Consider the following 26,235-nt stretch of genomic DNA (forward strand, 5'->3'; position numbering starts at 1 on the left):
TCTTCTTTTTTAATGGCATCGGTTACTGCAGCCGCATCCTGTTTTGTTTCAATCTCTACTGAACCAAAGGCAGAAGAACACACAAAAAGGAAGCACCCTGTCATCAAAAACGCGATTATATTTTTTCTCAAAAATACCTCCTTTTAATCATTCCTTATTTCTACAGGCACATTCGGAAGCAAACCATTTATTTCCATTTGTTTGAATCTATCTTTAATGTCTTCAGCAGTATTTTTCGCTGCGAGTTCTATCTTTTTGCCAGCAGAACTTATTGCCTTTGTATATTCAAGGAAGTAGTTATTCTTTTTTTCTTATTTCCTAGAAAGATTCCTGCCATAAGCCTTTATAGACACAGTAAACATATCAAAACGGGCTGCTCGTTTTATAATCTGTCCAAAAGAGTAAAATCTCTTTGTTGCCTGAAGGGTCTCTGCCTGAAGTTCATAATAACTCATGTTTTTAGGTGTAAATACCACATGATGGGCATCATAAAGGCTCCAGTCCTTGCTTATAAGCCTGTTTTGCTGTTCCATTTCAAAAAAGAATCTGGTGCCAGGGAGCGGGGTAAGTATCATAAACTGCACTGATTCTAAATCATTCTTTTTTGCAAACTTAACAGTATCTCTAATCGTTTCAATAGAATCATGGTCTGAACCAAATACGAACATCCCATGTATACCAACATTATGCTCATGCAGTTTTTTGATGCAGTTTTCAATATCTTCAAGACTTTGTTTTTTATTATAAATCTTCAGGGTATCAGGATTAATAGACTCAAAACCAATATAAACAGTATGGCAATTGGAACGTTTCATCAAATCCAGAAGTTCAGGGTCTTTTGCAACATCTACCCTTACCTGTGCTGTCCATGGAGGTGTAAGTCCGTTGTCAATCATTGCCCTAAGAAGTTCCTTTGTGCGGGGCCGGCTCGCGGTAAAGTTGTCATCATAAAAAAAGACCCAGTCTCCATTTAGGTCGCGGTTTCTCTTGAGTTCTGCCAAAACCTTTTCAGTGCCTCTGAACCTGTACTTTTGCCCGAACATCCCTGTTACCGAACAGAAACTACAGTCATAAGGGCATCCCCTGGATGTCATAATCGGTGTAATAGTAAGTCTATTTAAGCCGTCTTCAAGCCCTTTTACTATGGTAAAGTCAGGGACAGGCAGTTTATCAAGTTCCTTGCAGAATGATACCATCTTATTATGTATAATCTTGCCCTCCCTCTTAAAGGAAAGCCCCGGTATAGATTCAAAGCCTTTATTCGTTTCAAGTGCCTTTATAAAATCAAGGATTGTCTCATCAGCCTCGCCCCTTAGCACATAGTCACAGTTTCCCAAAGCCTCGTCAGGCAGATATGTTACATGGGGACCCCCCATAAATACAGGGATGCCTGCCTTTTTAACAAGACGTGCTATTTCATAGGAACGGGGGGATGTTGATGTAATGGTAGATATGCCGACTGCATCTGCCTTTAAGACATCTTCAAGGTCAATATCCTCCAGTGCCTCAACATAACTCTTTACCTGATAGCCACTTTCCTTAAGCATGGTTCCGAGGAGGACAGTGCCAAGTCGGGGCAGGGGCATTCTTGAAAATATATGGAAGTCAGGCGGCTTTGGTTCTATAAAGATAATCTTTTTCATGGGCGGTATACTTACACGATTTGCCCATGAGAGTCAAGGTAAATAATATGTGAAAAGCGAGAAAGGCGAGAAAAGATTTTCCCGCCTTTCCTCGCACTATAATACTTGCTTACCTCTTCAGGTTCACCAGTTCGTTTAATATCTCATCTGTTGTAGTTATAATCTTTGAATTTGCCTGAAAACCCCTCTGTGCAGAAATCATCTTTACAAACTCCTCTGCAATATCCACTGTAGAAAGTTCAAGGGCATTTGAATGGATGCCGCCTCTGCCTGCTGAATTAGGCACACCTGCAAGGGGCTGCCCTGAGTCACTGGATTCTGCAAAGAGGTTTCTGCCCTTAGAGGTTAAGGCGCTCGGGTTTGCAAATTTAGCCAAAACTACCTGCCCCATAGACATGGTTTTGCCATTAGAGAATATGCCTGTAATCACCCCGTTAGAGTCAACTGACATACTCTGGAAACTTCCCGCGCCATAACCATCCTGCTGCTGGTCGTTTACAGTGGAACTCCCGCCATACTGTGTCATGCCATTAGTGCCTGCACCTCCTTCAGCAATGCTTGTGCCGAAGCCAAAGGCAATCGTCTGGTTCTGTGATGCACCGCCTGAAAAATCAAGGCCGCCCGTAGGATATGTAATGGAACTTTCAGAACTTAAAAAACCATCTGTATCAAAAATCAAGGCGCCATTTGCTTGAACCTCTGTAGAACCGCTTGTAGAATCATTTGCACCCACAACGCCATACCATTCCCATGTATTGCCTGAAGAAGATGTTGAATCCTTTCTGAAGTAGACTGTTACCTGATGGCTGTTTCCAAGTGAATCATAGGCGGTTATACTTGTAGAGAAATTGGATGTATCATCAGCATTACCGACAGAAAAAGCACCGCCTGCCGCATCACTGGCTGCATTACTGCCAACCACAATAGCATCATCAGCAGTAAAACCAAGCATGCCTTCTGCAGTAGTGAGCGCACTTGAACTCCATGCTATACTAAGTGCATTGCTGTTACCTGTATCATTGGCAATCGCGAATTTGCCTGTTAATGAATCGTATGTGACAGTATATGTATCTAAGCTGCCATTTTGGGCTTCAAGTGCTGCCTTTATGGCAGAGGCAACACCATCGCCTGAATAAGCATTCCCGCTTATCAAACCGCCATTTGTTGTAAGGCTTGCAGTTGCAGTGGTTGCGCCTGAAGTAAACCGTATAGCATCGTTACTCCCAGTTGTAAAAACAAAACCTTTAATTTCTGCATCAGAACTTAAGTTTCCAACTATATCTACTGTTGATGTTGGATTTGGCTGAACAGAAGACGAAGACAATGTCAGGTCATCTATGGTAGAGGTAATATTGCCTGCGCTATCTGCCTGATAACCTCTTAAGATATAACCCTCTGGATTGACAATGTTCCCATCTTTATCAAGATTGAACTGCCCTGCCCTGCTGTAATACAAGGCGCCTGTAGAATCTGTCAGAACATAGAAACCGTTACCGTCAATGGCAAGGTCAAGACCGCTGGTTGTTGTCTCTAAAGCACCTTGTGTAAAAAGTGAAGTAATACTTGAAAGTGAGACACCCAGACCAACCTGATTTGACCCTGAAACACCGACAATACTCTGGCTTAAGATATCAGCAAAAGATGCCCTGCCTGCCTTATACCCAACTGTGTTCATGTTTGCTATATTGTTTCCAATTACTGACAGGGCAGTCATATTAGCATTCAGACCTGTTACCCCTGTAAAAAGTGATGTTAACATAAGACCTCCTTTTTCTAGGTTCTAGGTTCTAGGTTTTTCTAACACCTGATACCTAACACCTGACACCTAATTCAAAACTTCTAATACACTGCTCATGCTCACCCTAATTCCATCCACTATAAGATACGGCGTCCCGTTCTCAAACATAACACTATCAACTTTACCTGTAAAAAGAGTGCCAGACCCTATACTTGCCCCGTCAGAACCTACAGCATTTACTGAAATGTTGTATTCCCCTTTTGGAAGTGTCTTTCCATTAAAATCCCTGCCATCCCACAGAACTGTATTAACACCCTTTATCTTGCTGCCTGCCTCTATCTTTCTAACCTCCTTTCCATTTTCATCATATATGGTAATATTTACCTTTGCTGCATTCCCGCCAAGACTATAATCTATCTTTTTACTATTACTGCCATCAAACAAGATTGTATTCCCTTGTGTCTTAATACCCTTTCCTATAAGCCCTGTGAGATAAGAATTATTCATGGAGAGCAAGTAGTTATTCATTTTCCCAATCCCTTTTTCTACATTTGTAATGCCTTCCAATGTAGAGAACTGCGCCAGCTGTGCTATGAATTCTGTATTCTCCACAGGGTTAAGAGGATCCTGATGCTCAAGCTGTGTTACAAGGAGTTTCATAAAATCGTCTTTAGCAAGAGAACTCTTGCCCACCCCGTAACCAGCGCCTGCCCCAACCCCCTGAGTAATCAAACTATTCATCTTATTTCACCTCCCTTCTAAACAAATATATCTACTGCCCCTTCCATGTTTCTCTGCCAAACAGTTTCTTCTTCTAATGACTGACTATCATTGCCTGACAAGTAATTGTAATTAGCCTCTCCCCCGCTAAAATCAAACCTATCCCTATATCCACCTCCTCTGTCTCCAAGAAAAACATTTAATTCAGACACCTGAAAACCCTGATGTGTAAGGGCATCTGTCAAACTTGACAGATTCGCCTTTAAAACCTCTTTTACTATCTGATGGTCAGCAACTATGGATGCCCTTACCATATTATCCTTAACTATAATATCCACCTTGAGGTGCCCCATGGAAGGCGGTTCCAGATTTATTGTTGCCTTACTAAACCCATCCTTAACCAATACAGACATCTTATCACCAACCTGCCTTACAAGATTTTCACTTGTAATTGCGCCTCTTGCTCCATCCTTAACATCTTGTATAAAAGTTACATCACCTTTCTGAAGTGTGTTTGAACTAACAAAATTGGTGCGCATTTCATCTGTTGATGTATGACTAGCATTATTCTCTTTGTCTACACCATGGCTTAATAAGGCATCTGCTATCCCTTTATTTATAACACTGTTATCCTCTGGCAACTGACCCATAACCCCTTGACTGGTCTTAAATAAATAAATCTCTTCATCACTTGTATTGGTTAGTATATTTGAGTAAATATCCGTGATTTTGTCAGAAGTATCTTCTAATAAACCCCCAAGAGCCACCCCGCCTTCCTTATTTGGAACAGTGGTCAGGACGGATTTCAAATCAGGGGTTAGAGGTTTTTTGTATAATTCTTCCGAAATCTGGATAGGATCGTTATTATCAAATGAAAATATGGGCGGCTCTCCATCGGTATTTATAATGTTATGCTCAACCAATGTTGTCTTAATTACCCCATCCAGACTTTCAAAACTATCTCCGGTTGTATCATCTATTAAGAGATTCATACCCAACTCCTCTTTACGCTGAATCTCCCCGGAATTTGGTATTTTGTTATCCTGAGGCAGCACGAAAAGATTTAAGCCCAGAATGCCTGCCAACTCACTCTCAAACCCTTTTTCATGCCCCCCATAAATAGTTTTTGCCTTCTCAGTTTTCATATCTAAAAGGAGATTATCCTTTCCCTCTGAATTAACCTTAAAAAGCATGGACAACTCGTTCATAATATACCTTCCTATCTGTGTTTGTATAAAACCTTGTGCCTGCATTATTACCCTAAAGCAAAACCTATGCCAGATATTTTTTAATAATTTTTATTTATAATTCAAATGGTTAAGCCTTTAAAGGTATTTGTATGCTGTAATCTATAAGAAAAATATTCCTGTGGGGTATGCAATTGTTTCCTGTCTGTGGAAGCGTAAAGTGTAAGGCGAAAAGCGAAAAACTAAAACTTCAAACTTAAAACCTTAGTTTTTCGCTTCCGCGCTTTAAGTTTTTCGCTCCTTTGCTCCGAAAATTCCCGTCTGTAACTCAAGGCTTCAGCCTTGATGCATCCAAACCTAAATGTCAGGGTGGGGTGAGTGAAGATAAGGAAGTGGTGGGTGAATGCACCCTATTTTTTTAAATACCATTGAAAAATGCAATTGCATTTTTTGGGTCTAAAAATATGGGGTGTCCTTGTTCAAGGTGCTGATATAAACTTATTTCCGAGTTTCTGGGTAAGTTTTGCTGCCTTTGAAGGTTCAACAAATGAGAGTATCTTTGCTGCAGATTTTGTTTTCATTGTCATCAGAAATCTTATTGCCATATCCTCATCAAGTTTTTCAATCCTTGATGCTGCCTCTTCTGGCGGCATATTTTCATATACCTTAACCAGATTTTCCATGCCCTGCTGTTTTTCAGTTTTCATCTCCTTAAGGGTCTTTTCCAGTTCTTTTCTTGCCCTTGTAAGTTCATTTATCTTTTCATCAATCTCTGCCTTCAGACCATTGAGTTTATCTTCTTCCAAACGAACCTTTTCCTCTCTTTCATCCAGTTCCTGCCCTCTTTTCTTAATAGCATCCAGCATCTCTTTTGTTGTATCTTCACACCTATTCTGAGGGGTTTCTGCAAAGATAAAGGCAGCGGTACTTAAACAACAAACTGCTGTTAGAAGAAATATGGCGGCTATTCTATTCATATTCTGCCTTTTTAAAGTTATTAGAATTAAACTCATCTATTACAGACTGCTCTTCTTTAGACCCCAATCTCTTATGTTCTTTATAGTTCTTTTCCTTTAGAAAATCCAATATCATCCTCTCCTTTCTTGCACCCATAACCTCATCCCGCCTTTCTGAAACGGTCTTTCTGAATGATTCAACCTCTTTTTCACCATTTTCTATATCTTCCTTTAGATAATTAAGATGGGTGCTAAAAACAGCCATATCAGATGGTGTCAGTTCACCTTTTTCAAGGAGTTCTTTTACATCTTCAAGATAATCATTAATCACAGAATTGAGTTCATTTTCTTTTATATTTAGATTCTCTTTAGCGCTGGCAAGGTTCTTCTTAAGAAGGTCTTCCATACCCTTTCTGAAATCAAGGATAGATTCTAGTTTAAATTTAAATGCCTTCATATATTTAATGCATACATACCTTGGATACTGTCATCATAATCAACCTTTTCATCTATTGCCTGTGTGAGAAAGCGATTAATCTTCGGCATATTTTTTATTGCATGGTCAACTTCAGGATTGGCCCCTTCTTTATACGCACCTATATTTATTAAATCTGCATTCTTCCTGTATATGGCAAGCACTGTCTTTATCTTCTGTGTATAATCCATGTGCTGTTTACTCACAATATCAAACATACATCTGGATGTTGACATCATTATATCAATAGCAGGATAGTGCCCAATAGAGGCAAGTTCCCTGGAGAGGATAATATGTCCATCTAGTATAGCCCTTCCTGTATCAGCAATAGGTTCGGTTATATCATCACCTTCTACAAGCACCGTAAAAAAACCTGTAATAGTGCCTTTGCCTTCCGAGGTCCCTGCCCTTTCCAGCAGTTTTGGCATAAGGGCAAACACAGAAGGGGGATAACCCTTTGTTGTCGGCGGCTCTCCTACAGCAAGCCCGATTTCCCTTTGTGCCATAGCAAACCTTGTAAGCGAGTCCATAAGAAGAAGAACATGCATCCCCCTGTTTCTGAAATACTCTGCAATTGTCATTGCAAGGAATGCCCCTCTAAACCTTAAAAGAGGCGGCTGGTCAGATGTAACAACCACAACAACAGACCTTTTAAGCCCTTCATCCTGCAAGTCTTTATCTATAAATTCCTTGACCTCCCTTCCCCTCTCTCCTATAAGTGCAATAATATTTACATCTGCCCCAGTATTCCTTGCCATCATGCCGAGGAGAACACTCTTACCAACACCACTGCCGGCAAATATGCCCATCCTTTGTCCGCAGCCGACTGTAAGTAAACTATTTATACCCTTTATACCTACATCCAACGGTTTTTCTATCCTTTTTCTTGCAAGGGGATTTGGCGGAGGAGAATACAACGGGTATTCAATTTCCCTTGCAAAGGCACCCTTACCATCTATTGGATTGCCTATGCCGTCTATAACCCTGCCCAGTATGTTTGGACTCAACCTCACCCGTGCCTTTGTCCCAAGTTTCATAATACGGCTGCCTGGACCAAGCCCCCTTACCTCCCCTAGAGGCATAAGAAATACCTTATCTCCGCTAAACCCAACAACCTCACAAACAATAGAGTCGCCATCTAGTGAAAAGACACGGCACATTTCTCCAACAGTTATGCCAATGCCCACACCTTCAATCACCATACCTACAACCCGTGTAACCTTCCCATGAACCTTGATAGGTTCTATCTCATCAAGGACTGTCTTTATTAACTCTAACTTCACTTTTTAACTGCCTCTCTCATCTCTTTACCTACTATCTTTAATCCCTCTTCAATCCTTGCATCTACCTCACCATGGTTACTTTCTACTATACAGCCGCCTTTGCCCACATTATTATCTCCTTCCACAATAAAGCCCCTCGCATCCTGCAGATTCTTTAAAAAATCAGGTCTTGAACTCAAGAGATATTCTATATCATCCGGATTTAGTTTTACAGTGAGTCTCTCGGATGTTACCATAGCATTTATCGCTGACTTGGTAATATTAACCACTATATCCATATTTATTGAAAGTTCAGTCTGTATAACCTTTTCTGCTGTCTTGACTATAATATCTATAATCTCCATCTCTTTATCTGCATAATACTTGTCCTTGAAATAGGACAACTCATCAATAACTGACAATAATCTGTTTGCCTGCAGTAGAGTCTTCTCTTTACCCATTTCCATCCCTGCCTTTTCACCTGCTGCAAACCCTTTTTCATAAGCCTCTCTTTCTATCAGCATCTTTTGGGTTTCAATTCTAGAGACATCAATAGTGTCTTCTTCATATCCGACCACCTTCATCTGCGGCAGGAAGTTTAATAAGACAGGCTCGGATGTTTCTGCCTTTCCTAATCTGAATATCCTAGACAAGCTGCTCTTCACCGCCCTTTCCTCCGATTACTATCTTCCCTTCCTGTTCAAGTTTTCTGGTAATTCTTACGATTTCCTGCTGTGCCTTTTCCACATCACTGAGTTTAACAGGACCCCTTGTTTCCATATCTTCTTTAAGCATATCAGCAGCCCTCTCAGACATGTTTTTAAAGAACTTATCCTTCAGTGTATCATCTGCAACACGCAATGCCATTGCCACTATATCATTAGATATCTCTTTAAGAACCGTCTGTATAGCCCTGTCATCAATATTTATAAGGTCTGCAAACACAAACATCTGTCCCTGTATCTTTGCTGCCAGATCAGTATTTGACTTTTCTATCTCTCCTATGATGGCATTCTCAGTGGATGTGTCCATTTGATTCAGTATTTCAGCAGCTATTTTTATGCCGCCGATAGTTTTTGTATGCATACCCACACTGCCTGATATCCGCTGCATTATTGCACCTTCCAGTTCCCTTAATGCATCAGGGCTGATAGATTCCATTGTTGCAACCCTCATAACTACATCAGACCTTATCTTCACAGGGAGATTGAGCAGTACCTGACTTGCATGTTCAGGTTCAAGATAGGACACAATAACAGCAATGGTCTGCGGGTGTTCGTTCCTTATAAGGTCAGATACAACCTTTGACTCCATCCATTTTAATGCCTCAAGCCCGCTGCCTTCCCCCCCCTCCACTATTCTGTTAATTATTGCATTTGCCTTGTCAGGACCAAGTGCCTTCATTATCACATTCTTTACATATTCACTCCCGCCCGAAGATACACTTGAACGCATCTCCCCCTCAAATTCTTTTGCTACTACATCAAGTTCATTTTGTGAGAGCCCTTCTATCTTTGTCATTTGACTGCCGATTTTCTGAACCTCGGTAGGACCCATATGTTTCATAACATCAGATGCAATATCTTCACCAAGACTCAAAAGAATCACAGCAGCCTTTTCTACGCCGTTCATTGATTTATTTTCTGTTTTAATCTCTGGCATTTTCTACTTCTCCTTTACCCATGACTTAATAATCTGGGCAGCCTGCTGGGGATTCTCCTTTGCCAGTTCCAAAACCCTTTGTTTTACATCTGCAGGCTGTTCTGATATTGCATGCGGAGCCATCCCATGACCTAATGATGCAGACGCTCCAACAGGAAGTGCATGAGTCATAGTTTTTGGCATTTCTTGTTCTTTGAATATCCCTGTAATAAGGGGCCTCAGGACAAGGAGGAAAAGCAGTATGGAAAGAACAAGTATTGTGCCGTAACGAATAATATGCGGCAGGTATTCTTTAACCAGTGACGGCTTGATTATCTCTGCACTATTTATATCCGTTTTTGTCTCAAACGGGATATTAACCACCTCTATCTTATCGCCTCTATCAGCAGTAAAACCAACTGCTGCCTTAACAAGGGTTTCAAATTTTTTAATCTCCTCCTGGGTCTTTGGGATATACTTCCTTTCTTCCTTTCCATCCGTCCCCTTTTTAATCTCATAACTCCCATCTACTAAAACAGATGCACTTAGCCTCTTTACCATCCCTGTTGGTGTGATTGTCCTGCTTACAACCTTATTTATCTCATAGTTTATTACCTCATTCTCCCGTTGGGACTGGGATGGGATACCTGATGAGACAGTCTGCTGATTAGTCTGTGTGCCAGGGACATTGGATGCAACCCCTGGCACTCCGCCTGCAACCTCACCTGTAGATTTCTCCTTGCTCTTCTGCTCACTCCTTATGACCACACTATCAGGGTCAAACCTTTCTTCTGTCTTTTCCATCCTTGTAAAATCTATGTCAGCAGACACCTTTGCTATAACCTTACCTGCACCTAAAACAGGCTCAAGGATTGTCTGGATTCTCTTCTCCATATCCTTTTCCAATTGTCTCTGATATTCATTCTGAGAGGATGTAAGTGCTGCATTACTATCACCCGTAACTTCTTTTGTAAGCATCTGTCCGCTTGTATCAACAACTGTAACATTTTGAGGATTAAGTCCTGCCACACTGCTTGCTACAAGATGAACAATACCCTGCACCTGCGCATAATCAAGTCTTGTGCCTGACTTGAGTTTTACAATAACAGACGCCCTTGCCTTCTCATCTTCTGCAGAAAATAGCCGCCTTTCAGGGATAACTATATGGACACGGGCTGTATCAACCTCAGAAAGCCAGCCTATTGTCCGCGCCAATTCCCCTTGTATTGCCCTTAAATAGTTCACCTTTTGAGTAAATTCAGTCATCCCAAAACCTGCCTTATCAAACACCTCCAGACCAACACCGCCTCCCTTTGGGATCCCTGCACCAGCAAGTTCAAGCCTTGTCTCATGGACCTTTTCCGCTGGCACTAAAACAGAGCCTGCGCTGCTTACCTTGTAAGGTATCCGTTTTTCTTTTAATTTTTCTACAATAACGGCAGCATCTTCCTGTGAAAGATTAGAATACAGCAACTGGAATTCAGGCTGGGATGCCCAGTTAAACAGAACAACTGCTGCGCCTACAGATGCGGCAAGAAGCAGAATATATACAACCTTTTTGGCATTGCTCAAGGCCACAAAGTTATCAAATATATTTGCCAATCCAACCTCCGTATGAGACCTTCGTATTTACAACTCAAAATTCAAAACTTTCTTGCTTTTCTCGCCTTTCTCGCTATTCTAGTTTTTCGCTTTTTACACCTGTGTCCTCATAATCTCTTCATACGCAGCAACTATCTTATTTCTTGCCTGAAGCATGAGTTGAAAGGTTAAGTTCGCCTTTTCCATAGCAATCATTGTTTCATGCAGATTTACCTTGCCTGCTGAAAACTCTTTAATTGTCTTATCTGCTTCTTTTTGAACAGCATCTGCCTTTTCAACAGCATCCTTTAAGACTGTAGAAAAATCTACCTTGCCTGTTTTTTCATTAGATGGAAGGCTTGTCTGTCCTATGCTGCCTTGATTATTTATACCCTTAATACCGTCCATATCTATCTCCCTATCTCCAGCGCCTTTGTCATCATATCCTTAGAAGATTTGAATGCCTGAATATTTGACTCATACGCCCTAATAGCAGAGAGCATATTAACCATCTCCTCAATAGGATTTATATTGGGGAGTTTTAAGTTTCCATCCTTATCAGCGTCAGGGTGTCCGGGGCTATAAACAACCTTAAAAGGTCTTGAGTCCTTAATAACCCCTTTCACCCTTACAGAGATCAACCCGCCATCCGCAGCAGATGGAGATGATGATGCCTCAAATATCACATCCCTTTTCTTGTAAGGCCCGCCATTTTCGCCACGGGTAGTATTCACATTCGCCAGATTACTGGCAATAGTGTCCAGCCTTATTCTTTGCGCCTCCATACCTGATGCGTTTACCCTAAAATTGCCAAACATATTATCTTGCCTCCTTTATAGTATCTCTTATTGCCTGAAACTTTTTTGACAGTATTGTCACTTCTGCATTATAGAGCATGGTATTTTCAGCAAGGTTTACCATTTCCTTTTCCAGACTTACTGTATTATTATCAAGACCTGCCTTTGTGTCATTTCTTATAACCAACTTCGGAGAAAGATTCATATCCAAGGCAGATACATGATTTTTATGGGTGCTTACCATTTGCACCCTGTTGTCTATTGCATTTGCCAACTCATGCTGAAATTCTACATCCCTTGCCTTATAACCAGGGGTTTCTTCATTTGCTATATTTGACGAAATAACATCGTGCCTCATCATCCTGATATTCAGTGTCTTTTCTAAAAGAGGTATTACACTGCCGAATATACCCTTAATCATATCTATTCCTCCTATAGATAAACTTAGCAAAATCTATGCCATAATGTGTATGCAGGGCTAAGTTCCTGCCCTGCAATGATTTTTAAAATTCATGCGATATTTTAGTAGGCAATTCTTTCCTCATCCCATATTCCCTCAGTTTATTTCTCAAGGTTCTTATGCTGATACCTAAGGTCTTTGCTGCCCTTGTTTTATTACCTTCAGTATCTTTCAAGGCCTTAAATATGAGACCCTTTTCCATGTCCCTTAAAGTGCCATTTGAATGCCTCTCTTGCATTTCAGATGAAATGCCCCCTTGCCCCCCTTTTTCATACCCATTATCACAGGCAATATCTTTTGCCTTTATCTCACAACCCCTGCACATAAGGACTGCCCTCTCCATTACATTTTCAAACTCCCTCACATTCCCTTTCCATTGATAACTCTTTAGATATTTCATTGCATCATCACTTATACCCTCTATATCTTTCCCATTCTTTTTACAGAACTTTTCAAGAAAATAGTCTGCCAGAATGGTTATATCCTCCATTCTTTCTCTTAACGGAGGGATTACTATAGGAAAGACATTTAGTCTGTAAAAAAGGTCTTCTCTAAATCTCTTTGCATCCACCTCTTTTTTGAGTTCCCTGTTTGTAGTGGCAATAACCCTTATGTCTATTTGCAGGGGTTTACTGCCTCCAATCTTATCTATCTCCTTTTGCTGTAATACCCTTAAAAGTTTTGCCTGAAGATTAAGCCCCATCTCACCAATCTCATCTAAAAGGATTGTGCCTTCATTTGCCAACTCAAACTTGCCCTTTCTGCCTGCTACTGCGCCTGTGAATGAACCCTTTTCATGCCCAAAGAGTTCGCTCTCCAGAAGTCCGTCAGGGATTGAGGCACAATTTATTGCTACAAAAGGCATCGCCTTTCTGGAACTTTTATCATGTATATATCTGGCAAGGAGTTCCTTGCCTGTGCCGCTTTCACCTGTAATTAAAACAGTTACAGAAGATGGTGCAATACTTCTAGCAATCTCAAGGATTCCCTGCATCTTGCTGCTGCGTGTTATTATCTCAAATCCATTATGATTATCTTCATGTATAAGAACCTTTTTAATGGCTGAGTCAATAAGTTCAGGGGAAAAAGGCTTTAAGATATAATCCCTTGCCCCCTCTTTCATTGCCTCAATAGCGCTTTCAATAGTGCCGAATGCTGTCATCATAAGGACAGGGGTATGGGGATTGGTGCATCTCACACTGCGGAGGACATCTAGCCCACCCATCCCCGGCATCTTTACATCTGTAATAACAGCATCAAATCTATTTTGCTTAAGTCTTTCAATCCCTTCTTTTCCGCTGTCCACTGCAACAACATCATACCCTCTCCTCTTAAGCACCTCATACAGGGCAGTCCGCAATTGAGTCTCATCATCTATTACAAGTAGTCTGTGCATATCCTTATCCAATCGGCAGGGCAATATCAAATGTAGTGCCTTTGCCAATGCTGCTCTCTAAAGTTATAATGCCCCCATGTGCCTTAATAATATTGTTCACAACAGTTAAACCAAGCCCTGTGCCTTTTGGTTTTAGGGTAAAAAATGGGTTAAATATCTCTTCAAGGTCATTTTCAGGTATACCGCAGCCATTATCTGACACTATGATATGAATGCTGTCTTTATCCTGTCTTGATATAATAGAAATCTTTCCACTTTCCCTATTGTCTATAGCCTCTGCACCATTCATAATAAGGTTTAAAAGCGCCTGTTTTAATAACTCTTTGTCTAATGAAAGTTTAATGTCAGGGCCGCTGCAACCGGCATCTATATCCAAATTTCTATCAATAAAAAGAAATTTGCAGGTATCAATAGTATCTTTTATTATCTCATCAACCCCCACTTCTACCTTAAATGGTCTTGAATTATTAGCAAATAAAAGCATGTTTGACAGCGTGTTATTAAGTGCTTTAACAGCATGGATAATCTCTTTTGCAAATCGTTGTGAGGCATTGTTATCATTTAAGTCTTCATCCAGAATGGAGGCAAATAGTTCAATACTGCCAAGGGGATTTCTGATTTGATGTGCAATGCTCGCCGCCATCTCTCCCATTGCCTTTAACCTCTTGTCTCTCTCTACTGATTCACGCAGTCTTTTAATCTCTGAAATATCCTTTAAAACAATAAGGCTGCCTGCCTCATAGCCTTCAAGGTTTTTAAGTATTGTCGCACTAATGGAAATCGTCTTCTTTTTACTATCCATGCCTGTCATTACAGTTTCATACTCCATACACCTCTTACCATTCATTAATAGCCTGTCTAAAGCCCCTGCTATATTTTCAATCTTTTCTTCTGCAAGCAGTTCCGGCGCCTTTTCCAGAATAGAACATGCTAATTTATTGACAGTGGCTATCCTCCCTGAATTATCTGTAACTATTATGCCGACAGGAAGCGCCTCAATAAGGCCTGTCAGATAATTATTCTTTTCCGCAAGTTCCAGATTAAGGTCTTCAACCCTCTTTTCAAGTCCTTTATAATAAGACTCAAGTGTTCTGGACGCACTTTCAAATGTATTAAAGGCACTTATAAGGGCGCTTACATCTGTAGAATTTCCCATGTTTTCACCTCTTGCAGTCTTTCACTGGCAAGTTTGCCAAGATAACCCTTGTCCTCTCTTTCTACCTCCTGCCATGCTGCAACCGCCTCTCTCTTTTTACCAATGCTTATGTTAGCCTCACCCATCTTATAAATAAACTTAAGCCTCTCTTCACCACTAGCCATATATTGAACCCCTTTTGCATAAAATGACAGCGAATTCTCCCATTCTTTAGAGATATAGTAGATATCGCCAAGTCTTATAAATGCCTTTGCCTTCAGAATTTCGTTTGATGTCTTAAGCACGATACCCTCATAAATCTTAACTGCATCATCCCTCCTGCCAAGCAGTTCATAGATACGGCCTGTTTTAAGATGCAGGTCAGGTTCATCCATACCGCCTTTTTGTGCAAGGGAGTATGACCTTAAGGCATCTTCATATTCCCCTGTCCTGAAATAATGATTGCCTATCATGTAATAAACCCGTGCCACCTCCATTCTTTCTTCATTTTTTAAGGAAGAGATGCCCTTTATTATCTCAATGGATTTTTTAGCATTACCGTCCATAATGAAACTCTTTGCCAGTCCTAAAGAGCCCTTTATCCCTTTCCCCTTTTTAAGGAATTTATATACCCCCTCTGCCTCTTTTGGCAGATTCAAGTGAAGAAGACTTTCACCTATCATTATTAAAAGGCGTTCATCTTTAATAAACGGCTTATTTTCATAGTAAAATCTTGATGTCTTTTGATAATCGCCATTGTTATAGGTATTTGATATAGATGTGTAAATAATATCATCCCGTATCGCCTCAACATCCTTTTTCCATGTACTCATCGGATATGATGCTAGAAATTTATTAGACAGGGATATAGCCTCTTGTAAACTACCTTCTGCCTTTAAAAGTTTTATAAGATAATACCTTGCTGAATCATTAACAGCGGCATCAATGGGCTTTTCTAAAAAACCCTTTAAAAGTTTTATTACCTGATTATTTTTGCCTTTCTTCATGTATGATTCTGACAAAGCCATTGTCCCCATAATTACAGTATCAGAGGTTTCCTTTATCCCTGTGCCTGAAAGAGATTTTGTGGTTTTTATCATCTCGTTATAAAATAATTCCCCTTGAGCATCTCTACCCTCCAGAATAGATATATCGCCGAGCCTTAAGTTTATGTATGGACTGATATTAGACTCTCTTTGTGTTTCAAGTAGTTTTTGAAACAGTGCCTTTGCCTCCTTTAATCTCCCCATCTTTAAGTAGTTTTCAGCGATGAAAAACTGATACGATGGATTAAGAGATATATGACCTTCCACCTTCCTGAATACCTCATCAGCATAGGCATCTTCTTTAATTATGGATAAGGTTACAGCATAACCTGCTATTGCATCTTTCCATTCATCTGGTTCGTCAGATTCCTTATAAACCCTGTAAAAATCACGGGACGCCTCTTTTACTAATGATATTGAATCTGTCTTCAGTCCCTTAATCAGTTTTAAAAAGGCATTTCTTATAACCGCCTTTTTAAAAAATTTCCCATTTGGGTAGAACTGAACAAGCCTTGTATAATTGCCAACTGCCTCTGGGAAAAAACCCATTGTTTCATAAATAATGCCTTTTATAAATACAGGCTCCTCATCATTATTACCCAAAAGTTCTCTGACGGCTTCTTGATGCTTACCATCCTTTGCCAATCTGACCGCATTATTTATATCATGGGATGCTGATTTATAACTATTGAGCATCTCCTTTGTCCCACTCTTAATCGCCTCTATTGAATAGACTTTGGCATAATAATCCCTCCATGCCGCTTTCTCTAAAGCATAGGCATGGGGAACTATAGTATAAGAAGCAACTAGTAATAACAGGGAAATTAAAATAGAACTCATCTTATGATAGGACTATTGCAAGGGTTATGCCAGAAAAAGGAGGGATGCAACAGATGTTTGAAAATTGAACAAATAAAGGGGTCTATTATATAGCGTTACATAAATAAGGCTACATGTTGTCATTCTCCGGCTTGAGCGGAGAATCCAGATTCTTTCTCTGGATTGCCAGATCAAGTCGGGCAATGACGCAGCAAATATATTCCATGTTAAGTAGCCTGCCGATTTATCGGCTCTTTTAAATGCGCTCAATAAACTCCGCAGCTACATTATGCAAGGATATATTTAGTCAAAACTACTGCCCCTTTAATGCCAACTTTGTCAAATTTATGACAGATATATAGCAGATGGTATGACAGTTATGCAGAATTCTTTTGCTCGGTAAAATCTGAAGGGAGTTCAATTGTAAAGGTTGTGCCTTCATTTTCTTTGCTGGTGAAGGTAATTGTCCCGCCATGTTCTTCTATTATACGATATGCTGTAGAAAGTCCGAGTCCGGTCCCTTTGCCAACATCTTTTGTGGAAAAGAATGGCATAAATATCTTTCCCATGTTAGATTCAGGTATTCCACAGCCTGTATCAATTACCTCAATCCTGACACCTTTATTGATATTTGATGTACGTATATATATTGCCTTTTCACCTTTATTCCCTTTAATCGCATCACAACTATTATTTATGAGTTCTACTAGTGCTTGCTTTATATGAAATGCACATATCATAACTTCTTGCAATTCCTTATCAAGTTCCTGTCTTAAACTAATTCCATTTGCTGCCAATCGCTTACCTGTCAATCTTAGAGCATCTTCCACGAGTATATTTATATCAGTTAATATCTTTTTAACACCACCGATATCTCTGAAGGCAATAAGATTTTGAACAACCACTTCACATCTATTAGCAGCCTCATAAATACTATTTAACCTCTTTACCTTTAATTGGTCAGTCTCGCTATTTAAAAGTAGCTCAGTAAAGCCCATTACACTCGTAAGGGGGTTGTTAATTTCATGGGCAAACCCTGTGGATAGATAGCCGATATATGACAGTCTTTCAGCGGCAATTAACCTTTCTTTGAGTTTTGCCTCTTCTGTTATATCCCGCATATATGCTACCACCCCATTATCGGGGACCTCCAGAGCAAAACTGTGTATCTGAAAAACCCTTTCTTTGCCATTTATCACTAGTTTCCCCTCAATATCCTTTCTCTTATTTGAATATAAATCCTCCTTGAATATACAACCATTATGAACCTGTTTAAGATTAGGCACTGCATCACAACATTTTTTGCCCATAATCTCCTGTCTCGTAAACCCCATATCATTTAGAAAGGCGCTGTTTGCTTCAATGATTTTACACTCTTTATCCAAAAGGATTATATAATCCACGATACCATTAAATATGCTGTCAAGCCTCTGTTCCAGTTCGTAAACTCTTTTATAAGAATCCTCAAGTTTAAAATTCTTCTCCCTGACATCCTTTATAATCTTGCCTGTATTTTCTATGGCTGTGTTTAACCCCTCTCTAATACTGTAAACCTCGTCTTGAAATTTGAATATGCCCAGAAAAGAGGAGGGAAATGTCATTCTTACAGATAAATCACCTGTGCCATAGTTTTTAAGCACCTTTTCTATCTCTATAAGTGGTCTGATTATATAATAGGTGGTGGCAAGGATATAGATAATGGCTAAACTAATTGTAACTAAAGCAAGATATATTTGAATACGCACTGCACTTGCATTTTTTCTTTTAAGTTCTTCAGCAAGATTTTTGGACAGGGTATCCATAGATGACACAAGATTTTGCATTGTCCCATCTATTGCAAATGCGTCATAACTGCCTGCCATAGAGTCCTTAATGAGCAGTTTGTATACCCCCCATAAATGAATGCCGCTGGCAAGGTTTTCTATTGCCCGTTGACCGCTGACGCCATTTTGAATGCCAAATGCCTTGCCATTACGAAGGGCATCCATCCTTGCCTGATAATCAGTTACAGCATCTTCAATAACCATGCGTGAGGAAGGGCTGGGGTTTGCCTGATACCTGTTTGCAAGATATGCCAGTCTTACTGCCCGCATCCTTTGTCCACCGGCAGTGTCAATTAAAAATCCCGTATCTTCATTAAACTTGGCAATGATGTATCTTGAAGAGATTGTGGTAATAATAAGCAGTATGAGTAAGAGGGTTGCGCCTGTATATCTAACCTTTAAAGACTGCCAGTTCATTTCATCCCATTTGCTGAAATCTCATTTGAAGTGCCTGTAGGTCTTAACATCCCTTTTTTTTTCATCTTTTCTATTAGTGTAGTCCTGTTTATGCCAAGGAGTTCTGCTGCCTTGCTTTTTACCCCCCGGGTTTTAACTAGCGCCTTTTCTATAAGTTCGTTTTCCAATTCCGCTACCATAGTAGTAAGGTTGACACCCTCGTCAGGTATATCTATGAATACTGCATTACTACCCCTTTGCATGTTTATCTGCGGCGGAATATCATGAGGCATTATTTGTCCCTTATCTTGTTTAAGGATAATAATCCGCTCTATGATATTTTCAAGTTCTCTTATATTCCCGGGCCATGGGTAGTTTATAATCGCCTCTATTGCCTCTTCTGATATGCCTTTTATATCCTTCTTTTTCCTTTGGGATATAACCTCTACAAAATGATTTGCAAGATACGGGATGTCTTCCCTTCTCTCTCTTAACGGAGGAATGACAATCGGTATTACATTTAGGCGGTAATAAAGGTCTTGTCTGAATGTCTTTTTGATTACCTCTGCTTCCAAGTCTTTATTTGTGGCTGCTATCACCCTTACATCAACCTGAACTGTCTTATTGCCGCCCACCCTTTCAAACTCTCTTTCCTGCAGAACCCTCAGTAGTTTTACCTGAAGATGAATGGGCATATCGCCAATCTCATCAAGAAATATTGTGCCTTTGTTTGCCCTCTCAAACCTGCCTACCCTTGTTGCTATTGCCCCTGTGAAAGCACCCTTTTCATGTCCAAATAGTTCACTCTCAAGGAGTTCACCGGGTATGCCGCCGCAATTTACAGGGATAAAAGGAAATCTCCTCCTTAAACTATTAAAATGAATCACCTTTGCCACGAGTTCCTTGCCTGTCCCTGTTTCGCCAAGAAGGAGGATTGTTGAATCGCTGTCTGCAACCATCTTTATCGTATCACATATACGGTTTATACTAGGACTGGCACCGATTATAGAATCCAGCACATATCTTTTATCAAGCACTTCACGAAGGTTATAGTTTTCCCTTTTAAGGCAATTATATTCCAATGCCCTGTTTACATTCATAATAAGGACATCTGTCTTAAATGGTTTTGTGAGATAGGTGTATGCGCCCAATCTCATTGCCTCCACAGCATTCTCAATAGTTGCAAAGGCTGTGATGAGAATACTTACAGTCCATGGACTTATCTCCTTTGCCTTTTTTATAACCTCAATCCCATCAATGCCTGGCAGTTTTAAATCTGTAAGAAGCAAATCAATATTTTCATTTGCAAGGGCATCTATACCCTTTTCACCATCCTCTACAATGGTTAGAGAGTAATCTTCAGCCATCACATCTTTTAACAATTGCCTTATGTGTCTGTCATCCTCAACTATAAGTACTTTGCCTTTCATCCGGAATACTCCCTGTTCTTTCTATATGAGGGACTGCCCCTCATGGATTGTATACCCTAAAAATATAATCTATTCAAGTTTTTTTGTTGCCTGCCGAATTATAGAAAAAGAGGCTTGAATGAATTTAAAGATAGTTTCACCATCACTAGTAATATCACAGGCAGATATAAAAACTGCAATAATTACAAGCGGTGAGATATTACGGATAAATATAAGGAGTGTAGAACAAGACGGGACTGTAAAACTCTTGCTTAAGGGGATACCAGTAGAGGCGAAAACCGATATCCCTTTAGATGCAGCCGGTATCATCAGTGTAAAGACCGCTATCACAGATGGCAAGATAATATTAAGGCTAATCCCATCAGACGAAACCAATAAAATATTAGACATGGTAAATGGCCTCATTTCTGAAAAAGCAGACATTGGGAAACTACTCAATGAACTAAAAACTATGGATTTAAAACCCATAAACAATAGCGAATCGCTGCCAGCATTAAAGACCTTGAGAGATTTTTTGGACAAGGTGTTGATTGACGGCAGCACTGTAACCAAAGCTGCTGTTAAGGATATGATTGAAAAGGGCGGACAATTTTATGAGGCATTCATTAAAAAACTTGTGGCATTAGGCACTCCAAAAACAAGTAATCTGGTAAAACTGGCACAAGATGACTTAAAACCCATAATCATGAGCCTCATTAAAGAACTTGCCGAAGATGGCAGATATAAAGGGGTATCAAAAACAGCAGGTTCTATTTTAAAAAACATAGAGTTAAGTCAACTTATAAACAGGGCAGAATCAAAGACAGACACTGCCTCACACTTTCAGATTCCTGTGTATTTTGGCGACAATCTTGAGACATTAGAACTTTACTTCTTTGAGGATAAAAAACCGAAAACCAGAGGGAAACAGGATTACGGCATTATTTTAAGTATAGAACTGAGGGGGTTGGGCAATATCACCTTTGATGCAAGGGTTAAAATGGATACTGTATTTATAAATATATATGTTGAAAACAAAGAAACCTCTGAATTTATTAGCCGTCATTCAGAGATACTAAAAAATGGCATGCGGTCTATAGGAATGCATGTATCTGGCATAGAGTGTATGGTCAGTAAAAAGCAGATAACAAAAAAACCTAGCACAATAATTTTGCATGCAGGGCTTATTGATGAATTTGCATAGGACATATAAGGACACAAGATGAAAAAATACATTGAAAAGGCAGTTGCACTCAAGTATAAACCAAAAGAAGATAATGCACCCACAGTTGCTGCAAAAGGGTCAGGGCTCATTGCACAAAAGATAATAGATATCGCAAAGGCAAACAATATTCCGATAAAGGATGACCCTGACCTCGTTAATATACTATCTACATTATCTCTATATGAGGAGATACCTCCTTCTTTATATAAGATTGTAGCAGAAATCATAGCATTCCTTTATCAAGTTAATAAAAAAAGACTTGGATGAGTAAGTTATAAAACCCTTGCCCGTAAAAACGAACTATGCTATTAAATAAATAAAATCGCTACAGGAGATACTCTGGATGTTTGTCATAATAGGCATAATAGCAGTATTTGGAGCAATCATCGGCGGTTATCTGATGGAAAAGGGCAATCTGCATGTCCTTTTTCAACCTGCGGAACTTGTTATTATAGGCGGTGCTGCACTTGGCTCAATGTTTATTATGGCGCCGCAAAAACTGCTTTTTAAGATATTTAAGATTATTCCAAGTGTGTTAGGAGGTTCAAAATACTCAAAGGCAAGTTATATTGAACTACTATCCCTCCTCTATGAACTTTTCTCAAAAATAAGAAAGGAGGGACTCCTGACAATAGAAAAGGATATAGAAAATCCAAATAACAGCCCTGTGTTTAAAAAATATCCCAAAATCCTTGCCAATCATCATGCAATGGATTTCCTTTGTGATAATATGAGGGCATTTGTTGTGGGCGTAAAGCCTATGTAACTTGAAGAAATGATGACAATTGAACTGGAGACCCATCATGCAGAGGCAGTTGAGGGTCCCGCTATTATTACAAAGATAGGCGACAGCCTTCCGGGCTTTGGTATAGTGGCTGCAGTTATGGGTGTTGTTATCACAATGGGCTATATGTCAGAATCTCCTGAGGTTATTGGACACCATGTGGCAGCGGCACTTGTCGGCACATTCATAGGTATCCTTTTATGTTATGGACTGGTGGGTCCTATTGGCACACATCTTGAGCATAAGGCAAACGAGGACTCAAAGTATCTGGAGGCAATAAAACTTGCAATCCTTGCCTTTGCAAAGGATATGCCGCCGCAGATGGCTGTTGAATATGCCCGAAGGGTTTTATTTGAAGACGCAAAACCATCATTCAAACAGCTTGAAGATGCAATAAGAAAGAAGAAGTAAACTGTTTGTTATGAATAAAACAGCGAGAAAGGCGAGAATAGCATTTCTCGCAAGTCTCGCGTTTCTAGTGTTAATCTTATGCCAAGAGAAGAACAACCCATTATAATAAAAAAGATTAAGAAAGCCGGGCACGGTGGAGGGCACCATGGGGGGGCGTGGAAGGTTGCGTATGCTGACTTTGTGACAGCAATGATGGCGCTCTTCCTTGTCCTGTGGCTGGTAGCAGTTATGTCCATTGATGCAAAGAAGAGGATTGCGGAATACTTCCGAAGTTTTACTGTATTCCAGGGACCAGAGGCAGGCGGGGCAACAGGTATATCTATTATGCAGGGAGGCCCTGTAAAATTGGATAAGGACCCCGGTGATATAAAAAACGCAAAGAATATCCAGAACAAACTGGTGGCAGAGATAGGTAAGATTATTGAAGAAAAACTTAAAGGACTTAAGGAACAGATCTTGGTCTTTACCACAAATGAAGGGGTAAGGATAGAACTCACTGAAAAGACAGGCACCCCTTTATTTGAAACTGGTAAAAACAACCTCCTGCGGAGTGGGGAAGATGCTTTAAAGGTATTGACTGAAACTATTATGAATTTACCTAATAATATAGTAATTGAGGGTCATACGGACAGCCAACCGTATCCGGGTGAGGGTTATACCAACTGGGAACTTGCTGCTGACAGGGCAAATGCAGCAAGAAGGGCAATAATAAAGTATGGGCTTGACCCAAAAAGGATAAAAAGGGTAGCAAGTTTTGCTGATGCACTTCCTATAAAACCTGATGACCCTTATGATGGAATCAACAGGAGGATAAGCATCCTGATAGAGGTAAAACAACAACCTACTGCCATTGACAAATCTTTATGGATGGAAAATGCACAACCTGAGATAATGCAGTAAGCAGTAATCTGCGAGAAAAGCGGGGGAATGCCGTTTCTCGCTTTACTGTTCACTATACTATGGTGCGCCCAGAGGGATTTGAACCCCCGGCCCCTTGGTTCGTAGCCAAGTGCTCTATTCCACTGAGCTATGGGCGCTGACAAAGAAGCGAGAAACTCAAAGCGTAAAACTAATGTACCTTTGTTTTTCGTTTTTCGCTTTTCGCTTTTCACCTTTCACTATTAAGCCCAAGGACATCCTGCATATCATAAAGACCATTCTCCTGCTTTGCAATCCATAAGGCAGCCCTGACAGCGCCCCTTGCAAATGTATCTCTTGAATGGGCGCGATGGGTTATCTCAAGCCTCTCTCCAAGTCCGCCGAATATAATCGTATGGTCCCCGACTATATCCCCTGCCCTTATGGTCTGGATACCAATTTCATCAGGTTTTCTCTCGCCGATTATCCCCTTCCTTTCATACACTGCAACCTTTTCCAAATCCCTTTTAAGTGCATGGGCAAGAACCTCTGCGATCCTTATAGCGGTCCCGCTTGGCGCATCCTTTTTTAATCTGTGGTGTGCCTCAATGATTTCCACATCATAGTCATTGCCAAGAACTGTTGCAACATCGCTCACCACCTTGAGCAGCAGGTTTACCCCCACGCTCATATTCGGCGCTGCTACTACCCTTGTCTTCTGTGCCAGTTCTTTAAACCTGTCCCTCTGATTATGGGAAAATCCTGTTGTGCCAACAACAACCGCCTTTTTATGTTTTACAGCACTCTCAAGATTATTTATGGATGCCTCCGGATTGGAAAAATCTATCACGCAGTCGCAATTTTTTATAATCCTCTCTATGTCATCTGTTACCTTTATTCCCTTTTTATCAAAACTAATAACCTCGGATAAATCCTTTCCAATTGACAAATGCTCGGCCCTTTCCACTGCACCTGCAAGGCTGACACCTTCTGTCTCTTTAATAACATTTATTATATTTGTCCCCATCCTGCCAAGTGCGCCTGTAACAATTATCTTAACCATACCTACTCCTTTTCTTTCACCTTCATATAGAATATGAGGGCGAATATTACAACACCTATTGCAATGCCAAAGAACAATGTCCCCTGCGGGTCGTTCCACTTTGTGAGATGCTCTAAAAATGTGACCGCAAGCATGAGGGCGATAACGCTTGAAAGTTTCTTTTTCAAATCATCCAAGTCTTTTATATCAAGCCACTCTGGAAGATTCAATCTGCCGATAAACAGTTCATACAATGCTATGGAAAATATATAAAGGATGACTGCGAGTATGAACGAGTATAAAATTGCACCTGTATGTGCAGTAACCTCTGATGTCTCTACTGTGCCAAAGTCCATGAACATATGAATAATAGTAGAGAACATATTCAGGGTTGCCCAGATAAATGTAGAAACAGAGGCAAGTAGTGTTGCAATCACTGCCAAAAGAACAATGTATTTGCTTTTTTCCAATATAGTTTTCATTTGTTTCTCCTTCAGCCTTCGGCCTTTTTTATATCAACCCATAATCCTTTAGCACACCTTTTAATTTATCTCTGTTATTCTTACCCATCTTTACAAGCGGCAGTCTGAATTCCTCTTTGAGCATACCCATCATTGCAAGGGCTGTTTTCACAGGGATTGGATTTGTCTCATAAAACATCGCCCTGTGCAGAGGCTGAAGTTTGTAATGCAGTCTTTTCGCATCCTCAAAATCGCCAACCTCAAATGCATCAAACATATCTGCCACATCCCTTGGCGCAGCATTTGCTGTAACAGATATAACACCGTGCCCGCCAATTGCCAATATCGGTAGAGTCGTAAAATCGTCTCCTGAAAGTATGACAAAATCCTTCCTGCACTTTTCTATGACATCGCTTATCTGCTGGAGAGAACCTGTCGCCTCTTTTATGCCTATTATATTTTTAATCTCCGCAAGTCTATAGACTGTTTCAGGAAGCATGTTTACGCTTGTCCTGCCCGGGACATTGTAAAGGATTTGCGGAACATCAACCGCCTCTGCAACCGCCTTGTGATGCTGATACAGACCCTCCTGTGTAGGCTTATTGTAGTAAGGCGCAATAAGGAGAACTGCATCCGCCCCTGCATCTGCAGCGTGCTGTGTAAGCATGATGGTTTCAGATGTAGAGTTTGAGCCTGTCCCTGCAATTACAGGCACCCTTTTATCTACAGTTTCAATTGTAATTTCAATAACCCTGTTATGCTCTTCATAGGAAAGTGTTGCGGACTCACCTGTTGTGCCGCAGGGGACTATAGCATCAGTGCCGTTCTTTATCTGGAATTCAATTAAACTTTTTAAAGCCTTCTCATCAACCTTGCCGTTTTTAAATGGTGTTACAATTGCCACCATTGAACCTTTGAACATAAAACCCTCCATTTTTCAAACCTAAAGGTTTGAGTTACTTGTAACTCA

Annotated in this window: 24 protein-coding genes, 1 tRNA gene and 1 pseudogene; 4 read left to right on the top strand and 22 right to left on the bottom strand. The window is 40.3% G+C overall.

The window, feature by feature from the left end; translation table 11 throughout:
• Nucleotides 1-311 precede the first annotated feature (311 nt).
• From HZC45_08710 to HZC45_08795, 18 genes are all read right to left on the bottom strand, one after another.
• Nucleotides 312-1,643: a B12-binding domain-containing radical SAM protein gene (locus HZC45_08710; GenBank protein MBI5683221.1), complete on the bottom strand. Its 1,332-nt coding sequence runs from the start codon at nt 1,641-1,643 to the stop codon at nt 312-314.
• Between the two features lie 109 nt (nt 1,644-1,752).
• Nucleotides 1,753-3,402, bottom strand: coding sequence for a flagellar hook protein FlgE (locus tag HZC45_08715; protein ID MBI5683222.1), 1,650 nt, complete (start codon nt 3,400-3,402; stop codon nt 1,753-1,755).
• A 66-nt stretch (nt 3,403-3,468) separates the two neighbouring features.
• On the bottom strand, nt 3,469-4,122 hold the full coding sequence (locus HZC45_08720; protein ID MBI5683223.1) for a hypothetical protein: 654 nt from the start codon (nt 4,120-4,122) through the stop codon (nt 3,469-3,471).
• Nucleotides 4,123-4,139: 17 nt separating this feature from the next.
• Nucleotides 4,140-5,354 (bottom strand): flagellar hook-length control protein FliK, encoded by a 1,215-nt coding sequence (locus HZC45_08725; protein MBI5683224.1) that lies wholly within the window; start codon nt 5,352-5,354, stop codon nt 4,140-4,142.
• 413 nt (nt 5,355-5,767) lie between these two features.
• Nucleotides 5,768-6,265, bottom strand: coding sequence for a hypothetical protein (locus HZC45_08730; GenBank protein ID MBI5683225.1), 498 nt, complete (start codon nt 6,263-6,265; stop codon nt 5,768-5,770).
• A complete protein-coding gene (fliJ, locus tag HZC45_08735) occupies nt 6,258-6,701 on the bottom strand; it encodes a flagellar export protein FliJ (protein MBI5683226.1) in 444 nt (147 codons plus the stop codon). Before fliJ ends, HZC45_08730 begins: the two co-directional genes overlap by 8 nt.
• Nucleotides 6,698-8,002, bottom strand: coding sequence for a FliI/YscN family ATPase (locus tag HZC45_08740; GenBank protein MBI5683227.1), 1,305 nt, complete (start codon nt 8,000-8,002; stop codon nt 6,698-6,700). The genes fliJ and HZC45_08740 overlap by 4 nt, the downstream gene beginning before the upstream one ends.
• Nucleotides 7,999-8,646 (bottom strand): hypothetical protein, encoded by a 648-nt coding sequence (locus HZC45_08745; protein MBI5683228.1) that lies wholly within the window; start codon nt 8,644-8,646, stop codon nt 7,999-8,001. Before HZC45_08745 ends, HZC45_08740 begins: the two co-directional genes overlap by 4 nt.
• Complete coding sequence (fliG, locus tag HZC45_08750; protein MBI5683229.1) at nt 8,627-9,643, bottom strand: flagellar motor switch protein FliG; 1,017 nt, start codon at nt 9,641-9,643, stop codon at nt 8,627-8,629. The genes HZC45_08745 and fliG overlap by 20 nt, the downstream gene beginning before the upstream one ends.
• 3 nt (nt 9,644-9,646) lie before the next feature.
• A complete protein-coding gene (fliF, locus tag HZC45_08755) occupies nt 9,647-11,224 on the bottom strand; it encodes a flagellar M-ring protein FliF (GenBank protein MBI5683230.1) in 1,578 nt (525 codons plus the stop codon).
• 93 nt (nt 11,225-11,317) lie between these two features.
• Entirely contained in the window at nt 11,318-11,611 is a 294-nt protein-coding gene (gene fliE / locus HZC45_08760; protein ID MBI5683231.1) for a flagellar hook-basal body complex protein FliE, read from the bottom strand.
• A 2-nt stretch (nt 11,612-11,613) separates the two neighbouring features.
• The gene (flgC, locus tag HZC45_08765; GenBank protein MBI5683232.1) at nt 11,614-12,021 is read right to left on the bottom strand and encodes a flagellar basal body rod protein FlgC; all 408 of its coding nucleotides are present in this window, start codon (nt 12,019-12,021) and stop codon (nt 11,614-11,616) included.
• Nucleotide 12,022: 1 nt separating this feature from the next.
• On the bottom strand, nt 12,023-12,421 hold the full coding sequence (gene flgB / locus HZC45_08770; GenBank protein MBI5683233.1) for a flagellar basal body rod protein FlgB: 399 nt from the start codon (nt 12,419-12,421) through the stop codon (nt 12,023-12,025).
• Between the two features lie 82 nt (nt 12,422-12,503).
• Nucleotides 12,504-13,856, bottom strand: a complete 1,353-nt coding sequence (locus HZC45_08775; GenBank protein ID MBI5683234.1) for a sigma-54-dependent Fis family transcriptional regulator — start codon at nt 13,854-13,856, stop codon at nt 12,504-12,506.
• Between the two features lie 4 nt (nt 13,857-13,860).
• Nucleotides 13,861-15,012, bottom strand: coding sequence for a PAS domain S-box protein (locus HZC45_08780; GenBank protein ID MBI5683235.1), 1,152 nt, complete (start codon nt 15,010-15,012; stop codon nt 13,861-13,863).
• Complete coding sequence (locus tag HZC45_08785) at nt 14,991-16,877, bottom strand: tetratricopeptide repeat protein (GenBank protein ID MBI5683236.1); 1,887 nt, start codon at nt 16,875-16,877, stop codon at nt 14,991-14,993. The genes HZC45_08780 and HZC45_08785 overlap by 22 nt, the downstream gene beginning before the upstream one ends.
• 356 nt (nt 16,878-17,233) lie before the next feature.
• Complete coding sequence (locus HZC45_08790) at nt 17,234-19,096, bottom strand: PAS domain S-box protein (protein MBI5683237.1); 1,863 nt, start codon at nt 19,094-19,096, stop codon at nt 17,234-17,236.
• Nucleotides 19,093-20,505 (bottom strand): sigma-54-dependent Fis family transcriptional regulator, encoded by a 1,413-nt coding sequence (locus HZC45_08795; protein MBI5683238.1) that lies wholly within the window; start codon nt 20,503-20,505, stop codon nt 19,093-19,095. Before HZC45_08795 ends, HZC45_08790 begins: the two co-directional genes overlap by 4 nt.
• 118 nt (nt 20,506-20,623) lie before the next feature.
• Here HZC45_08795 and HZC45_08800 point away from each other — a divergent pair, with 118 nt between their 5' ends.
• The 4 genes and pseudogenes from HZC45_08800 to HZC45_08815 all read left to right on the top strand — a co-directional run bounded on the left by HZC45_08800 (nt 20,624) and on the right by HZC45_08815 (nt 23,804).
• On the top strand, nt 20,624-21,688 hold the full coding sequence (locus HZC45_08800; protein MBI5683239.1) for a flagellar hook-length control protein FliK: 1,065 nt from the start codon (nt 20,624-20,626) through the stop codon (nt 21,686-21,688).
• Between the two features lie 18 nt (nt 21,689-21,706).
• Nucleotides 21,707-21,976 carry an EscU/YscU/HrcU family type III secretion system export apparatus switch protein gene (locus tag HZC45_08805; GenBank protein ID MBI5683240.1) on the top strand — a complete coding sequence of 90 codons (270 nt, stop codon included), beginning with the start codon at nt 21,707-21,709 and terminating at the stop codon, nt 21,974-21,976.
• A 76-nt stretch (nt 21,977-22,052) separates the two neighbouring features.
• Nucleotides 22,053-22,904: pseudogene (motA, locus tag HZC45_08810) on the top strand (flagellar motor stator protein MotA).
• 78 nt (nt 22,905-22,982) lie between these two features.
• Nucleotides 22,983-23,804, top strand: coding sequence for an OmpA family protein (locus HZC45_08815; protein MBI5683241.1), 822 nt, complete (start codon nt 22,983-22,985; stop codon nt 23,802-23,804).
• 60 nt (nt 23,805-23,864) lie between these two features.
• Here HZC45_08815 and HZC45_08820 read toward each other — a convergent pair.
• The 4 genes from HZC45_08820 to HZC45_08835 all read right to left on the bottom strand — a co-directional run bounded on the left by HZC45_08820 (nt 23,865) and on the right by HZC45_08835 (nt 26,187).
• A tRNA-Arg gene (locus HZC45_08820) sits at nt 23,865-23,941 on the bottom strand.
• Between the two features lie 71 nt (nt 23,942-24,012).
• On the bottom strand, nt 24,013-24,825 hold the full coding sequence (gene dapB, locus HZC45_08825; GenBank protein ID MBI5683242.1) for a 4-hydroxy-tetrahydrodipicolinate reductase: 813 nt from the start codon (nt 24,823-24,825) through the stop codon (nt 24,013-24,015).
• A gap of 2 nt (nt 24,826-24,827) precedes the next feature.
• Nucleotides 24,828-25,286 (bottom strand): YqhA family protein, encoded by a 459-nt coding sequence (locus tag HZC45_08830; GenBank protein ID MBI5683243.1) that lies wholly within the window; start codon nt 25,284-25,286, stop codon nt 24,828-24,830.
• A 28-nt stretch (nt 25,287-25,314) separates the two neighbouring features.
• Nucleotides 25,315-26,187 carry a 4-hydroxy-tetrahydrodipicolinate synthase gene (locus HZC45_08835; protein ID MBI5683244.1) on the bottom strand — a complete coding sequence of 291 codons (873 nt, stop codon included), beginning with the start codon at nt 26,185-26,187 and terminating at the stop codon, nt 25,315-25,317.
• Between the last annotated feature and the right edge of the window lie 48 nt (nt 26,188-26,235).

It is taken from the genome of Deltaproteobacteria bacterium (assembly GCA_016223005.1).
In the GTDB taxonomy this organism is placed as follows: Bacteria; Desulfobacterota; GWC2-55-46; order UBA9637; family GWC2-42-11; genus JACRPW01.

What these genes read in the sequence shown, in the direction of transcription:
- flgB (MBI5683233.1), bottom strand. Translation starts at nt 12,421, where the DNA reads ATGATTAAGGGTATATTCGGCAGTGTAATACCTCTTTTAGAAAAGACA.
- HZC45_08715 (MBI5683222.1), bottom strand. Translation starts at nt 3,402, where the DNA reads ATGTTAACATCACTTTTTACAGGGGTAACAGGTCTGAATGCTAATATG.
- HZC45_08815 (MBI5683241.1), top strand. Translation starts at nt 22,983, where the DNA reads ATGCCAAGAGAAGAACAACCCATTATAATAAAAAAGATTAAGAAAGCC.
- HZC45_08710 (MBI5683221.1), bottom strand. Translation starts at nt 1,643, where the DNA reads ATGAAAAAGATTATCTTTATAGAACCAAAGCCGCCTGACTTCCATATA.
- HZC45_08725 (MBI5683224.1), bottom strand. Translation starts at nt 5,354, where the DNA reads ATGCAGGCACAAGGTTTTATACAAACACAGATAGGAAGGTATATTATG.
- HZC45_08780 (MBI5683235.1), bottom strand. Translation starts at nt 15,012, where the DNA reads ATGGGAAATTCTACAGATGTAAGCGCCCTTATAAGTGCCTTTAATACA.
- HZC45_08795 (MBI5683238.1), bottom strand. Translation starts at nt 20,505, where the DNA reads ATGAAAGGCAAAGTACTTATAGTTGAGGATGACAGACACATAAGGCAA.
- HZC45_08790 (MBI5683237.1), bottom strand. Translation starts at nt 19,096, where the DNA reads ATGAACTGGCAGTCTTTAAAGGTTAGATATACAGGCGCAACCCTCTTA.
- HZC45_08830 (MBI5683243.1), bottom strand. Translation starts at nt 25,286, where the DNA reads ATGAAAACTATATTGGAAAAAAGCAAATACATTGTTCTTTTGGCAGTG.
- HZC45_08785 (MBI5683236.1), bottom strand. Translation starts at nt 16,877, where the DNA reads ATGAGTTCTATTTTAATTTCCCTGTTATTACTAGTTGCTTCTTATACT.
- HZC45_08805 (MBI5683240.1), top strand. Translation starts at nt 21,707, where the DNA reads ATGAAAAAATACATTGAAAAGGCAGTTGCACTCAAGTATAAACCAAAA.
- fliE (MBI5683231.1), bottom strand. Translation starts at nt 11,611, where the DNA reads ATGGACGGTATTAAGGGTATAAATAATCAAGGCAGCATAGGACAGACA.
- fliG (MBI5683229.1), bottom strand. Translation starts at nt 9,643, where the DNA reads ATGCCAGAGATTAAAACAGAAAATAAATCAATGAACGGCGTAGAAAAG.
- dapB (MBI5683242.1), bottom strand. Translation starts at nt 24,825, where the DNA reads ATGGTTAAGATAATTGTTACAGGCGCACTTGGCAGGATGGGGACAAAT.
- HZC45_08720 (MBI5683223.1), bottom strand. Translation starts at nt 4,122, where the DNA reads ATGAATAGTTTGATTACTCAGGGGGTTGGGGCAGGCGCTGGTTACGGG.
- fliJ (MBI5683226.1), bottom strand. Translation starts at nt 6,701, where the DNA reads ATGAAGGCATTTAAATTTAAACTAGAATCTATCCTTGATTTCAGAAAG.
- flgC (MBI5683232.1), bottom strand. Translation starts at nt 12,021, where the DNA reads ATGTTTGGCAATTTTAGGGTAAACGCATCAGGTATGGAGGCGCAAAGA.
- HZC45_08835 (MBI5683244.1), bottom strand. Translation starts at nt 26,187, where the DNA reads ATGTTCAAAGGTTCAATGGTGGCAATTGTAACACCATTTAAAAACGGC.
- HZC45_08800 (MBI5683239.1), top strand. Translation starts at nt 20,624, where the DNA reads ATGAATTTAAAGATAGTTTCACCATCACTAGTAATATCACAGGCAGAT.
- HZC45_08730 (MBI5683225.1), bottom strand. Translation starts at nt 6,265, where the DNA reads ATGAATAGAATAGCCGCCATATTTCTTCTAACAGCAGTTTGTTGTTTA.
- HZC45_08775 (MBI5683234.1), bottom strand. Translation starts at nt 13,856, where the DNA reads ATGCACAGACTACTTGTAATAGATGATGAGACTCAATTGCGGACTGCC.